General features: G+C 64.0%; 14 protein-coding genes. 1 reads left to right on the top strand and 13 read right to left on the bottom strand.

All coding sequences use genetic code 11. The annotated features are described in order from the left end of the window. Nucleotides 1-175 precede the first annotated feature (175 nt). Complete coding sequence (locus tag ACIPY3_RS07365; RefSeq protein ID WP_400331979.1) at nt 176-1,375, top strand: PrsW family intramembrane metalloprotease; 1,200 nt, start codon at nt 176-178, stop codon at nt 1,373-1,375. Nucleotides 1,376-1,511: 136 nt separating this feature from the next. Here ACIPY3_RS07365 and nusB read toward each other — a convergent pair whose 3' ends face one another. The 13 genes from nusB to rpsD all read right to left on the bottom strand — a co-directional run bounded on the left by nusB (nt 1,512) and on the right by rpsD (nt 13,455). Beyond that, nucleotides 1,512-1,922, bottom strand: a complete 411-nt coding sequence (gene nusB / locus ACIPY3_RS07360) for a transcription antitermination factor NusB (RefSeq protein ID WP_400331976.1) — start codon at nt 1,920-1,922, stop codon at nt 1,512-1,514. After that, the gene (gene efp, locus ACIPY3_RS07355) at nt 1,922-2,485 is read right to left on the bottom strand and encodes an elongation factor P (protein WP_021470603.1); all 564 of its coding nucleotides are present in this window, start codon (nt 2,483-2,485) and stop codon (nt 1,922-1,924) included. Before efp ends, nusB begins: the two co-directional genes overlap by 1 nt. A gap of 164 nt (nt 2,486-2,649) precedes the next feature. Next, nucleotides 2,650-3,171 carry a tetratricopeptide repeat protein gene (locus tag ACIPY3_RS07350; RefSeq protein WP_400331973.1) on the bottom strand — a complete coding sequence of 174 codons (522 nt, stop codon included), beginning with the start codon at nt 3,169-3,171 and terminating at the stop codon, nt 2,650-2,652. Next, complete coding sequence (gene aroB, locus ACIPY3_RS07345; protein ID WP_400331970.1) at nt 3,168-4,259, bottom strand: 3-dehydroquinate synthase; 1,092 nt, start codon at nt 4,257-4,259, stop codon at nt 3,168-3,170. The genes ACIPY3_RS07350 and aroB overlap by 4 nt, the downstream gene beginning before the upstream one ends. Then, on the bottom strand, nt 4,256-4,822 hold the full coding sequence (locus tag ACIPY3_RS07340) for a shikimate kinase (RefSeq protein WP_400331967.1): 567 nt from the start codon (nt 4,820-4,822) through the stop codon (nt 4,256-4,258). Before ACIPY3_RS07340 ends, aroB begins: the two co-directional genes overlap by 4 nt. Beyond that, nucleotides 4,822-6,021 (bottom strand): chorismate synthase, encoded by a 1,200-nt coding sequence (gene aroC, locus ACIPY3_RS07335; protein ID WP_400331964.1) that lies wholly within the window; start codon nt 6,019-6,021, stop codon nt 4,822-4,824. Before aroC ends, ACIPY3_RS07340 begins: the two co-directional genes overlap by 1 nt. Before the next feature lie 26 nt (nt 6,022-6,047). Beyond that, a complete protein-coding gene (locus ACIPY3_RS07330) occupies nt 6,048-6,905 on the bottom strand; it encodes a shikimate dehydrogenase family protein (RefSeq protein ID WP_400332611.1) in 858 nt (285 codons plus the stop codon). Then, complete coding sequence (gene mltG, locus ACIPY3_RS07325; RefSeq protein ID WP_400331961.1) at nt 6,902-8,644, bottom strand: endolytic transglycosylase MltG; 1,743 nt, start codon at nt 8,642-8,644, stop codon at nt 6,902-6,904. Before mltG ends, ACIPY3_RS07330 begins: the two co-directional genes overlap by 4 nt. Beyond that, nucleotides 8,641-9,231: a Holliday junction resolvase RuvX gene (gene ruvX, locus ACIPY3_RS07320; RefSeq protein WP_400331959.1), complete on the bottom strand. Its 591-nt coding sequence runs from the start codon at nt 9,229-9,231 to the stop codon at nt 8,641-8,643. The genes mltG and ruvX overlap by 4 nt, the downstream gene beginning before the upstream one ends. A gap of 1 nt (nt 9,232) precedes the next feature. Next, on the bottom strand, nt 9,233-11,911 hold the full coding sequence (gene alaS, locus ACIPY3_RS07315; protein WP_400331956.1) for an alanine--tRNA ligase: 2,679 nt from the start codon (nt 11,909-11,911) through the stop codon (nt 9,233-9,235). 114 nt (nt 11,912-12,025) lie between these two features. Next, nucleotides 12,026-12,250 (bottom strand): DUF6167 family protein, encoded by a 225-nt coding sequence (locus ACIPY3_RS07310; protein WP_397321635.1) that lies wholly within the window; start codon nt 12,248-12,250, stop codon nt 12,026-12,028. A gap of 21 nt (nt 12,251-12,271) precedes the next feature. Further along, on the bottom strand, nt 12,272-12,646 hold the full coding sequence (locus tag ACIPY3_RS07305; protein WP_397321634.1) for a DUF948 domain-containing protein: 375 nt from the start codon (nt 12,644-12,646) through the stop codon (nt 12,272-12,274). 188 nt (nt 12,647-12,834) lie between these two features. Continuing rightward, nucleotides 12,835-13,455, bottom strand: a complete 621-nt coding sequence (gene rpsD, locus ACIPY3_RS07300; RefSeq protein WP_387437188.1) for a 30S ribosomal protein S4 — start codon at nt 13,453-13,455, stop codon at nt 12,835-12,837. Nucleotides 13,456-13,647 lie beyond the last annotated feature (192 nt).

Raw genomic sequence — 13,647 nt, 5'->3', positions numbered from 1 at the left:
TTAAAAAAGGAATATTTGCGTTTCAAAGCTACCACAGGCACCTCCGGCGCCCTCACCGCATGACCCGGGCAGCGGTGAGTTTAACCTCACATCCCCAACGCGTGGAATAGGCTCGGGAGCATGACCAGCAACTTCCCCCGGCAACCCTGGCGGCCCGCGGCACGATCCTGGGTCCATGCCGGGCGGGTCCCCCAATCCCACCTGGATCGGCAGGGTGCAGCCAGGCAACTACCAAACGGCCCCCGGGAATCCAGGCGCGCTTCCCCAACAGTCCTGGGCCAACCGGGCCCGCGCCCAGCCCCGACGGAGTTGGGGTTTGATCCCGCTGCTCCTGGTGGGTGCCGTCCTGGTTTTCGGAAGCCTCCTCCTGGTGATCCCTTTCCTCCTGGGAAACACCGGTGTCACCGGCTTCGTGATCGGCTTTGTGGCTTCGCTGGTTCCGCTGTCCGTGGTGTTGTTGACCGTACGGTTCATTGACCGCTGGGAGCCCGAGCCCAAGCGCCTGCTGTGGTTCGCGTTCACCTGGGGAGCCGCCGTCTCCATTGCCGCGACGCTCTTGATCCAACCTGTGTTTGCCTTGGCAGCTCCCACCACCAGCGAAGAGGCCTTCACCTACTTCATGGCTACGGTGCAGGCTCCCATCGTGGAGGAATTCAGCAAGTCCCTTGGCTTGCTGGTACTCATCCTCGCGGCACGGAAATACTTCGACGGTCCGGTGGATGGCGTGGTCTTCGCCTTCACCATCGCCGCCGGCTTCGCCTTTACGGAGAACATCCTGTACTTCGGCCGCGAGATCGCCTCATCCTCCGAGCCGGGTGCAGACCTGGTCCGGGTCTTCATCCTGCGCGGGGTCATGTCGCCCTTTGCGCACGCCATCTTCACCGGGACCACCGGGCTCATCATGGGATTCGCCGCACGGAAATGGCACACCGGCTACGCGGTCCTGGCGTTCTTCATAGGCCTGCTCCCCGCAATGTTCCTGCATAACCGCTGGAACAGCATGGGCCAGGACTTCCTGGCCGAGTACTTTGTGGTCCAGGTACCGATCTTCCTGGTGGCCGCCGTGGGCATCATCCTGCTTCGCCTCGCCGAAGGAAAGCTCACACGCCAACGCCTGCAGGAATATGCCGCCGCTGGTTGGTTCACTCCGGTGGAAGTGGAGATGCTGTCCACCGCCCGCGGCAGGAGGCAAGCCATCGGATGGGCAGCCACCCGCGGCCGTTCGGCCCACATGCGGGCCTTCATCAAGGCCGCCACGGCTTTGGCTTTCACCCGCCAGCGGATCCTGAGCGGACGCGACGTCCAGCTCCACCAGAGGGACGAACTGGAGCAGTTGCGGGCCATTCCGCAGCTCCGCGCGGCCGTCCTGGGATAGGCATGCAAAAGGGCCCGCACTGGAGCAGCTGAGGCCCATTCCGCAGCTCCGCGCGGCCGTCCTGCGATAGGCATGCAAAAGGGCCCGCTTTCCGGCACGCATAGTGCCGGGAAAACGGGCCCTTCACAGCTGGTGGCTAGGCCAGCAAAGATGGCTTGAGCTTCTGCAGCCGCCCCAGCAAACCGTTGATGAAGGCCGGCGATTCGTCAGTGGACATGGTCTTGGCCAAGGCCACGGCTTCGCTGACGGCCACACCATCAGGAACGTCGTCGTTGTACAGCAGCTCCCAGGCGCCGATACGCAGGATGATGCGGTCCACGGACGGCATCCGCTCCAACGTCCAACCCTGCGCGTAGGTCTGCAGGAATTCGTCGATGGTGGGCTGCATGGACACAACACCCTCCACGATTTCCACCGTGTACGGGTTAACAACGAGGTCAGTCTTCTCCCGGCGCGCCTTCAGCGCGTCGAAAGCCGAGACCGAGCGCTGCTCGGCTTCGAAGAGTACTTCCAGGGCCCTGTTACGGGCCTTACCGCGGGCGCTCACTAGTCGTTGACCCGGCCCAGGTAGCTGCCGTCGCGGGTGTCGACCTTAACCTTGGTGCCCTGCTCGACGAACAGCGGAACCTGGATCTCGTATCCGGTCTCGACCGTAGCCGGCTTGGTGCCCGCGGACGAGCGGTCACCCTGGAGGCCGGGCTCGGTGTACGTGATTTCGAGGACGACGCTCGGCGGGAGTTCAATGTAGAGCGGAGTGCCCTCGTGGATGGCGATGTTCACCATCTGGTTCTCCAGCATGAAGTTGGTGGCATCACCCACAGTTGCGCCGGATACGTGGATCTGGTCGTAATCGCTGGTGTCCATGAAGACGAAGTCTTCGCCATCCTGGTACAGGTACTGGTAGTCGCGGCGGTCAACCGTGGCGGTCTCGATCTTGAGGCCGGCGTTGAACGTCTTGTCCACAACCTTGCCGGACATGACATTCCGCATCTTGGTGCGGACGAAGGCGCCGCCCTTGCCCGGCTTGACGTGCTGGAACTCAATGACGTTCCAGAGCTGGCCCTCGAGCTTCAGTACGGTTCCGTTCTTGATGTCGTTTGTGGTTGCCACTCGTATCCTCTGGTTTCTCTCACTGGTCAAAGCTAAGTTCTAGCTTCCAGCCGTATGCCAAGCCGGCATGCCACAATGGCCGGCCAGCGCGTATTTATCAAAAATCCAAGAACCATTCTAACGGCAATTGGAGGGTGGCCCGTCATCGGGCAGCAGGAAGCGGCCTAGGAAGCCACTTCCACCACGTCGCGGGCACGCTGCAAGGCCACGGCGGAGGAATAGATCAAGGCCGCGTCGGCCGCCATGGCTACCCGCAGGTCCAGGGCCTTCGCGAACTCTTCTGAAGCCGCGACGGCGTTGCCACTGACGAAGTAGGCACGCCCAAGGTACTGATGGACCACGGCTTCCTTGCTGCTGCCATGGACTTCATTAAGGAGTTGGCGGAACAGCTGAACGGCACGGTCGTGCCTGTTGGTGGCACGGTGGACTTCGGCTTCGAAGATCCTCAGGCGAAACGACTCGGGGTCCTTATAGCGTGCCTCGGCGAGCAATTCGGCGGCTTCCTTGGGCTGGTTCTCCAGCAGGAGTGCCATGATGCGGTCGGCGGGATCTTCGGACACAGCGAGGGCGGACTCCATCGCGTCCTCGTTCACCACCACCGGGAGGAGGGTGTCCGGGTTCATCCGGACTCCTGGGAAGCCGGCTGTTGGCCAGTCGCTGATGCCTTCGCTGAGGGTGGCCGTCATGATGCGATCTCCTGGTAGGCGGCAAACAGCAGTGAGGTGTCCGGAACATCCAGGATGCCGGGCTTGGCCACCCCGTCCAGGACTACGAATCGAAGAAGGTCGCCGCGGGACTTCTTGTCGCGCCGCATGCCGTCCAGCAAACCCTGCCAACGGTCCTTGCGGTAGGTGATGGGCAGGCCCAGGCTCTCCAGGATGGTCCGGTGCCTGTCGGCGTCGGCATCCGTGAGACGGCCAACACTGCGGGAGAGCTCTGCGGCGAACATCATGCCGACGGAAACCGCCGCGCCATGCCGCCAGGAGTAGCGCTCCACGAGTTCAATGGCGTGGCCCAAGGTGTGGCCGTAGTTCAGGATCTCACGCAGCCCGGATTCCTTGAGGTCCTGGGAAACAACCTTGGCCTTGACCGCGATGGCCCGCTCGATCAACTCCCGGATCACCGCCGATCCCGGATCCGTCACTGCGTCCGTGTTCTTCTCCACGAGGTCCAAAATGGCGGGGTCCGCGATGAAGCCGCATTTGATGACTTCGGCCATGCCGGAAATGAGTTCGTTCCTGGGGAGCGTCTGCAGTGTGTCCAGGTCCGCAAGCACAGCGGCAGGCGGGTGGAACGAACCCACGAGGTTCTTGCCTTCCGCGGTGTTGATGCCGGTCTTGCCGCCGACAGAAGCGTCCACCATGCCAAGCAGGCTGGTGGGCATGTGGATGACCTTGACGCCGCGCAGCCAGGTGGCAGCAACGAATCCAGCCAGGTCCGTGACCGCACCACCGCCAACGGCGACGATTGCGTCCGATCTTGTGAAGTCGTTTTGCCCCAGCACCTGCCAGCAGAAGGCGGCTACCTGGATGTGCTTGCCCTCTTCGGCATCGGGGACCTCGGCTGTCAGGGCCGTGAAGCCTGCGGCCTCAAGTTCGGCGCGGACGGTATCGCCGGTCAGCCGAAGGGCCCTGGGGTGGATCACGAGGACACGGCGGACGCGCTCCCCGAGCTTGGCCGGAAGTGTTTCCAGCAATCCCCGTCCCACCACGACGTCGTAGTTGTCCGAGGCGTTTTGCCCGGTGACCTTGATGACAGTTGCTTCGTTGCTCACTTTTCAACTTCCTCTTTCAAGGCTGCGTACTCGCGCAGCCGCTCCTCCAGCAGGAGGGCGATTTCCGTCACGGATCCCGACCGGACATCCAGGACGATGTTGGCGAGGCGCTCGTAGACGGGCTTTCGGGCGGCGAACAAGGCCTCCCAGCGGGACATCGCGTCCCCCTGCAGCAAGGGGCGGCCGGTGTTCCGCGCAATACGGTCTGCAACGGTTTCGGCATCGCATTCCAAGTACACAACAGTGCATTCTTCAAGCAACTGCTGCGTCCCCGAGTCAAGGACTGCTCCCCCACCGAGCGAAATGACGGCGGGCAGGACCTTGGCGGAATCGATGGCTTTGGCCACTGCCCGCGCTTCGAGTTCACGGAACGCGTGTTCGCCGCGGCCCGCGAAGATGTCTGCAATGCTGCCGTGCGCGGCCACCACTACAGCGTCCGTATCCACGAAAGGTATGTCCAACTGTTGCGCCAACTGCACGCCAATGGCGGATTTTCCTACCGCCATCGGACCAACCAGGACAACGGGACGGCCTGCGCGGCCGCCCTGGATCGCGCCCGCCACTACCGGCCGACCGAGTCCAGGGTAGCCGGGATGCTGTCCAGGTAGCTCTGCAGGTTGCGGGTGGTCTCCGTCACGGAGTCGCCGCCAAACTTTTCGGTGATGGCCTCGGCCAGCACCAGCGCCACCATGGCCTCTGCAACGACGCCTGCCGCCGGCACCGCACACACGTCCGAACGCTGGTGGTGCGCCTTGGCCGGCTCACCGGTGCTGACGTCGATGGTGCGCAGCGCGCGCGGAACGGTGGCAATGGGCTTCATGGCCGCACGGACCCGGAGTACCTCACCAATGCTCATGCCGCCTTCGATGCCGCCTGCACGGTTGGTCTGCCGGATGATCTTGCCGTGCTCATCCTTGACGATTTCGTCGTGGGCGGCCGATCCACGGCGCGCAGCGGTCAGGAAGCCATCGCCAACTTCCACACCCTTGATGGCTTGGATGCCCATGAGGGCTGCCGCCAGGCGTGAATCGAGGCGACGGTCCCAGTGGACGTAGCTGCCAAGTCCGGGCGGGAGTCCGTAGGCCAGGACTTCAACGACGCCGCCCAGGGTTTCCCCTTCCTTGTGGGCCGCATCCACCTCAGCCACCATGGCGTCCGAGGTCTCACGGTCGAAGCACCGCAACGGGTCCGCATCCAGGGCGAGTACGTCACCCGGAAGCGGCAAGGGCCGGCCTTCAGGAACGGAGACGCTGGCAATGGAAACGGTGTGGCTGACCAGTTCGACGCCAAGTTGCTTCAGAAACTGCGCCGCTACCGTACCCAGTGCCACGCGGGTGGCGGTTTCCCGGGCACTCGCACGTTCAAGCACAGGACGTGCTTCATCAAACCCGTACTTCTGCATACCGGTGAAATCGGCGTGACCCGGACGCGGACGCGTCAAGGGGGCATTGCGTGCCTGGTCCGCCAGGAGCTCCGGATCCACCGGATCCGCGGACATGATCTGTTCCCACTTGGGCCATTCGGTGTTGCCCACCTGGATGGCAACGGGACCACCTTGGGTGACACCGTGACGGACACCACCCATGATGGTCACTTCGTCCTGCTCAAACTTCATGCGGGCGCCACGGCCATAACCAAGGCGGCGACGCGCCAGCGCGTCGCGGATCTGCCTACTGGTGAGTTCAACACCGGCAGGCACGCCTTCAACTATTCCGACCAGAGCCGGACCGTGGGATTCACCGGCTGTCAACCAACGCAACATATAACCAATCCTGCCATGTAAGGCCTCTAGAACACTCGCCGGGGAAGCCCGACTGAGTCGCACATCACATCTATGACGGCGGCATCCACGTCGCATCCGCTGAAAAGGCGGATCTGTTCTGCCGCTTGGTACATCAGCATTTCAAGCCCTGGAACCACGGCTCCGCCGTGCCCATGCCACACCTCGGCAAGGCGGCTCGGCCAGGGGTCGTAGGCGACGTCCAGCAGCACCCCTCCCCCGGTTCCGGGCTGGTCCGCCAACTCGTCCGCCAGGGCATCGGCGGCACGCGGCGGGAAGGTAGAGATCACCAGGTCGCTCGCGGCCACCGCTGTTGAGGCTTCCGTGAGCGGACGGACCGCAAGTGAAATCCCGACGGCGGCTGCGGCCGCTTGGGCTTCGACGGCACGGGAGACATCGCGGACGAAGACATCGACGTGTCCCGCCCCCATCTCCTGCACCGCTGCGATCGCGGCCGCGGAGGTTCCGCCACCGCCCAGGATGGCTGCGTGGGGCGTCGTTGCCAGACCGGCGTAACGGACAGCTTCAATAATGCCTGCGACGTCGGTGTTGTATCCGACACGTCGGACGGCGGAACCGCCGTCGAATTCAAATGCCACGGTGTTGAGCACGCCCAAGTGGGCGGCCGCACCGCGGACGTCGTCCACCTCTGCCACCATTGCCGTCTTCAACGGCATGGTCACGGACAGACCGCACCACGAGCCATCTCCGCGGACCGTTTCCATGAACGCCGGAAGTGATTCCACCGTCACGTCGATCGCCGAATAGCCGATGTCCACACCGAGCTTCGCGTACGCCGCGGAATGCATCGCCGGAGACTTCGAATGTGAGATCGGATGGCCAAGGACAGCAGCCCGGCGGCTCACACACACCGTCCCGGATTGGCCGCGCACCAGGCGTTGTATTGCTCGACGTAGCCGCTGTGCTCCGCCAACGTCTTGGAGAACTTGGTCTCCTTGGTGTCCAGGTTGATGGTCACCCAGTACAGGTAGTCGTTGGCAGTGGGCTTGGCGGCGGCATCGATCGCGGTCTTGCCCGGCGAACCGATGGGGCCCGCAGGAAGTCCAACATTCGCATACGTGTTGTAGGTGTTGGACTTGTCGGCCTTCTCTTCGTCCGTCAGGTGGAAGGACTTCTTGCCGAGGCCGTAGGTCACCGTGGCATCGGACTGGATGAGGCCGTTGGTTTCCTTGTTGTCCGGCTTGAGCCTGTTGTAGATGGCGCCGGCCACGTTTCCGTAATCGGCCTGGCCACCTTCTGCCTGGACGATGCTCGCGATGGTCACGACGTCGTACTGCTTGGCCTGGTCCGTGATGCCCTGCGCCTTGAGTTCGTCCAACGTGGCTGTAACGAGGGCCTGGATGATGTCCTTGCCGGACGTACCCAGCGGGAAACGGTACTCACCCGGCGCAAGGAAGCCTTCAAGGTTCTTCGCCTTGGCCGGCAGCCCGAATTGGCCGGGTGCCTGGTTGAACGCATTGAGTTGCTGGAGCGGGATGCCCGAACCCTTGGAGATCGCGTCGAGCGACTCATTGATCCGGAGGCCCGCGCTCAGGGCGAAGTAGATGACCTTGGACGAATCCTTATTGGAAAGGATTGCGACGGCATCGGAGTTCTTCATCTCCGTCTTGAAGGTGAAGTCGCCCGGAGACAAGACACCGCCTTCCGCGGTGAAGGCTTTCACGAAGCTGTCGGCATCGGCCACGACCTTCTTCGACACCATATCCGCGGCAACCTGCTTGGGACCGGCACCTTCGGGCACCGTGACGGTGACTGAACCGGAACCCGGTCCCGGATAGTCGGTCACCTTGTCCATGCCCAGGAGCGGTTTGAGGAACTGGGCGCCGATCACGATGGCGGCGACGAAGACACCGAGGGTGATGAGCAGGGCGAGCACACGACGGCGGCGGCGCGCCTTGCGGGCAGCTGCTTTGCTCACCGGGCTTTCCATGGCCGGAATCAGCTCATGGGCGTGGTCTTCAGGATGGTGGTCATCGGGATGGGCTTCATGATGCTCGTCGTAGGCGTAGTGCGCATCGTGCCCGGCATGGATGTCCCCGCCGTGATGGACTTCGTGGTCCACGTAATCGTGGTGTCCCTGGTCGGCGGCGTCGCTGCCATGGCCTGGATCGCCCGCGGAGTGGCCGGCATAGACGGGGGCCACGACCGGCATATGGGTGGTGGCCTCGTGAGGCTCAGGCTCTTCCGCGATGGACGGAGCTGCTTCGGGTGCAGGCGGAACGGGTTTCAGCAGCTCCGCGGACTGGGCTTGCGCGGACGGACGCGGCTCCGGCTCGGCTGCCGGCGGCGCTGGCTCGGCTGCCGGCGGGGCAGGCGCCGCAGCCGGTGGAGTGGGCTGGGCTGCGGGAGGTGCCACGGAGGGACGCTGCGCAGCTGCGGCATTGGGGACCGCAGGTACGGGACGGGGAAGTTCGGGCTCCACTTCCGCCGAGGCGCCCGCCTCGCCTGGCGTGGCTTCGGGAACGGGCACCACGTTCTGGTTTTGCGTGGCAAGGAATCTTTCCCTTGCGCGCAACTCCTTGCGGGTCAGCGGCATGCCACCGCCCCCCGTACCGTTGGAGGGGTCGTTGTTGACCGGGCTCACAGTTGCAGTCCCCTCGTAGAAGAATCTGGATCACTGCCGGAGGCAGCCCGCAGCGTTGGGGCACTGCTGGGTGTTTCGGACTGCGCCCGCGCCTGCACGCGGCGGCCAACGTCCGTTCCTCTGGCTCTTTGCATGTCGATCGCGTGCTGGAGTATTCCAGCAGCAGCAACCTGATCAACCACTTTACGGTGGTTCTTGCTGCTCATGCCAGCTTCGTGCAGGTTGCGGTGCGCCGTCACGGTGGTCAAGCGCTCATCCACGAGGTTGACGGGAACATCCATTTCCGCCCGCAGCAAGGCCTCCGCCAACAGTTCGGCATACTCGGATGCCATTTGTGCCGATGCGCGCTCCTCGCCTTTCATGGTGCGCGGAAGGCCCACCACAATCTGGACGGCGCCGAGCTCAGCCGCCTGCTTCACCACGACGCGGATGTCCGAGTTCTTCTTTGCGTCCCGTCCGACGGTCTTGAACGGGGTGGCAAGGATCCCGTCGGGGTCGCAGATGGCGAGCCCTACGCGGACGGTGCCGACGTCCACCCCCAGCTTGATGCCCCGGGGGTAGACGTCGCCGCTGCTACTGGAACCCACCTCAGCGCTTGGCTATCGCGTCCACTACCGCGGCGAGGGCCTCGGAGACCTTCGCAGCGTCAGTACCACCGCCCTGGGCAACATCGTCCTTGCCGCCGCCGCCTCCGCCGAGGATGCCGGCTGCGAGGCGAACCAGGGCACCGGCCTTCACTCCGGCGTCACGGGCGGCCTCGTTGGTGGCCACCAGGACCACGGGGCGATCGTTGCTGACGCCTGCGACAGCCACCGTGGATGCCTCCGAACCCAGGCGGTTCCGGAGGTCAAGGGCGAGGTTGCGGAGATCGTCCGCGCCACCAACCTGGCCTGCGTCATGGGCAATGACACGGACGCCCGCGGCGTCACGTGCGGTACCTGCCAGGCTTGCCGCGGCTGCAGCAAGCTGTTCCTTCCGCAGGCGGTCGAGTTCCTTCTCGGTGGCCTTGAGCTTGTTCAACGTGCTGGAAATACGGTCGGCCAACTGGCCGGACGGCACCTTCAGGAGTTCGGTCAGCTCGGTGACCAGCGCACGTTCGGCGGCCAGGTGGCGGAAGGCGTCCAGGCCCACGAAGGCCTCCACGCGACGGTTTCCGGAGCCAACGGACTGTTCTCCCAGAAGCGAAAGGCTGCCGATCAGCGAGGTGTTGGACACGTGCGTGCCACCGCACAGCTCCCGCGACCAGGCACCGTCGATCTCCACTACCCGCACTTCGCTGCCATAGTTTTCACCGAACAATGCCATGGCGCCGAGCGCCTTGGCCTCGGCCAGGCCCATCACCTTGGTGTCCACCCGGAAGTTGTTGCGGATGGCGATGTTGGAGACTTCCTCGATTTCCGAGCGCGTGGCGGAGCTCAGGCCTTCGCCCCAGGCGAAGTCGAAGCGAAGGTATCCTGCCTTGTTGAAGGAGCCTCGCTGGGTGGCCTCCGGGCCGAGGATCTGGTGCAGGGCAGCGTGCACAATGTGCGTTCCCGTGTGGGCCTGCTCTGCGGCGTGGCGGCGTTCGCGGTCGACGGCGGCACGCACCAGGGCGTCGCCGGCGATCTCGCCTTCGCGGACGATTGCCTTGTGGACGCTCAGGCCCTTGACGGGCCGCTGGACGTCCAGGACCTCGACGACGAAACCGTCGCCGGTGATAAGGCCGGTGTCTGCCGACTGGCCACCGGCCTCGGCGTAGAACGGGGTCTCGTTGAGCACGAGTTCGATTTCGTCGCCCGTCGAGGCGTGGGCTACCCGCTGGCCGCCGCTGACGATGCCACGGACCCTGGACTCGCCCTCAAGCTCGTCGTAGCCGGTGAAGACTGTGTCGCCTTCGCCCAGCAGTTCCTGGTAAGCCGTGAGGTCGGCGTGACCGCCCTTCTTGCCCTTGGCGTCGGCCTGGGCACGCTGGCGCTGTTCGAGCATGAGTGCACGGAATCCGGCCTCGTCCACCTTGAGGCCGGCTTCCTCGGCCATTTCAAGGGTGAGGTCGATCGGGAAACCGTAGGTGTCGTGCAGGGTAAAGGCGTCGGCACCGGAGAGCGGAACACCGGCGGCCTTGGACTCCGCAACAGCATCTTCCAGGCGGGCAGTGCCGGAAGCGATGGTCCGGAGGAAGGCCTTTTCCTCGGCATAGGCAATGCGGCTGATGCGGGCAAAATCAGTCTCGACCACCGGGTAGACGCCCTTCATGGCGTCCCGGGAAACCGGCAGGAGCTCAGGGAGGCAGGCGTTCTCGACTCCAAGGAGGCGCATGGCCCGCACTGCGCGGCGGATCAGGCGGCGCAGGACGTATCCTCGGCCTTCGTTGGAGGGTGCCACGCCATCGGCGATGAGCATGAGGGCTGAACGGATATGGTCTGCCACAACACGCATGCGGACATCGTCGGTGTGGTGCGGATCTTCGTCGGTCTCGGCGGAGGTGTATTCCTTGCCGGACAGCTCGGCAGCCTTGTCGATGACAGGACGGACCTGGTCGGTCTCGTACATGTTCTCCACGCCCTGCAGGATCATAGCGAGGCGTTCCATGCCCAGGCCCGTGTCGATGTTCTTGTTGGGAAGTTCGCCAACAATGTCGAAGTCCACCTTGGAGCGGACGTTCTCGATCTGGTACTGCATGAACACGAGGTTCCAGATTTCGATGTAGCGGGTCTCGTCCGCGATGGGACCGCCCTCGATGCCGTACCCGGGGCCGCGGTCATAGTAGATTTCCGAGCACGGACCGGCGGGTCCGGGCTGGCCGGTGTGCCAGTAGTTGTCGGACTTGCCCATCCGTTGGATGCGCTCGGCCGGGATGGCGGTGTTCTTGAGCCACAGTTCCTTGGCTTCATCGTCTTCTTCGTAGACGGTGACCCAGAGGCGTTCCGCCGGAAGCCCGTAGCCGCCGTCGTCCACGCTCTTGGTAAGGAGTTCGAAGGCGAACTTGATGGCGTCTTCCTTGAAGTAATCACCAAAGGAGAAGTTGCCGCACATCTGGAAGAACGTGCCATGGCGAGCGGTTTTTCCGACTTCCTCGATGTCGCCGGTGCGGATGCACTTCTGGACGCTCGTGGCGCGGCTGTACGGCGGCTCTTCACGGGCAGTCAGGTAGGGAATGAACGGCACCATGCCGGCCACAGTGAAGAGAAGTGACGGGTCGCTGGAAACGAGCGACGCGGAGGGAACGGCTGTGTGGCCCTTACTGACAAAAAAGTCCACCCAGCGCTTGGTGATCTCCTGCGACTTCATTGGCTGATTACTTACCCTTCTCAATTCACTGCACACGTTGTGCGCGGTACCGGCTGATGCCGTTCCGCAGCTTTCCATTCTGCCCTGTTGCGGGCGCGGGGGCGAACCCGCCCGCTACCGACGGACGGCGTCGTCGATGCCCAACGCCGCCCGGAGGTCCTCTTCGCGCTCGTGCATGCCCGCCCGCACCGCGTCGGCAAAGTCGAACAGCCCGTCGGCCAGCCGGCCAACGGCGCGGTTCAGGCCATCAGGCCCGATGGAGGCCTGCGCCTCGTTGAACTTCTTGAAGGCGATGACGCCGATCGCGACGCCAATGCCCATCCAGACAACTCTCTTCATGTGTGATGCCTTCCCGGGGAATCAGCGGCTGCGCCGGCCGGACGATGGGGTGCTCTTCCTGGCGAACGCGGAGCGGACACCATAGCTGAACGCGGCAACCTTGATCAGCGGTGAACCAACCGTGGCCGCAACGAGCGAAGACAGTGCCGAAATGTTGGCGGAGGCATCGGAAACGTTCGACGCAATGCCGTCCACCTTCTTCAACTGCTGGTTGGTGGTGGAGACCGTGGCCGTCACCTCGTCCATGAGGGGCGTGGCGCCGTCGCTGATGGAACGGATGGACGAGCGGACTTCGTCGAAAACTCCACCGAGCTTCAAGATCGGCACAGCCAGCAACAGAACCAGGAGCGCGAAGACTCCTGCCGCAATCAGGCCGGCGATGTCGCCACCAGACATAGAACTCATCTCCTAGGATCGTTGCGCTGCCCCGCCGGCCGTCTCCGGTTTGGCTGGGGCTTCCCCAAGTACCTTACAGACAAAAGGAGCCTCATCTCACCTGTGGAGGCAACACCGCCAACACCAGCCGCAAAGACAGAGAAGCCCGTGGCGTATGCCACGGGCTTCTCAGTGCGCTGCTGGAAAATTTAGCGAGCGTAGAATTCGACGACGAGCTGCTCTTCGCAGATCACGGGGACCTCGGAGCGCTTCGGGCGGCGAACCAGCTTTGCCTGCAGGGCGTCGATCTTGACATCCAGGTAAGCCGGGGTGGTGGCCAGGACGTGTGCACCGGCAGCTGCAGCCTGGAACGGTGCCATGACCTCGGAGCGGCTGTGGACGTGGATGAGCTGGCCTTCGCCGACGCGGAAGGACGGGCGGTCCACGCGGATGCCGTCAACCAGGATGTGGCGGTGCACAACCAGCTGGCGGGCCTGGGCGATGGTGCGGGCGAAGCCTGCACGGAGGACCAGGGCGTCAAGACGCATCTCGAGCAGTTCAACCAGGTTTTCACCGGTCAGGCCCTTGGTACGGCGTGCTTCTTCGAAGGCACGGGTCATCTGGGCTTCGCGGATGCCGTACTGGGCGCGCAGGCGCTGCTTTTCGCGCAGACGAACGGCGTAGTCGGAGTCCTGCTTCTTGCGGGCACGGCCATGCTCACCGGGGCCGTACGGGCGGCGCTCCATGTACTTGGCGGCCTTGGGGGTCAGAGCGATGCCGAGTGCACGCGAGAGGCGTGCGGTACGGCGAGCACGAGTGTTGTTAGCCACTTGTGTCCTTCCAAATTACTGCGGTGTATCAGTGTTCCTGGCCTCCATCAGGGAGAGCGTCGGCCACCGCTGCCTCTTGCTACTGGCCCACGGCACAGTGCCATCGAAGGAAACTTCCATGGGATTGTGCGTCGGGTCATGCCAGACGAAGATCAATCCTACCACGGTGCCACGGTTGGACGGTCGCAGACC

It is taken from the genome of Paenarthrobacter sp. NPDC089714, assembly GCF_044748905.1.
GTDB lineage: Bacteria > Actinomycetota > Actinomycetes > Actinomycetales > Micrococcaceae > Arthrobacter.
The sequence above is the reverse complement of the archived record's forward strand: the minus strand, read 5'-3'. Positions and strand labels throughout refer to the sequence as shown.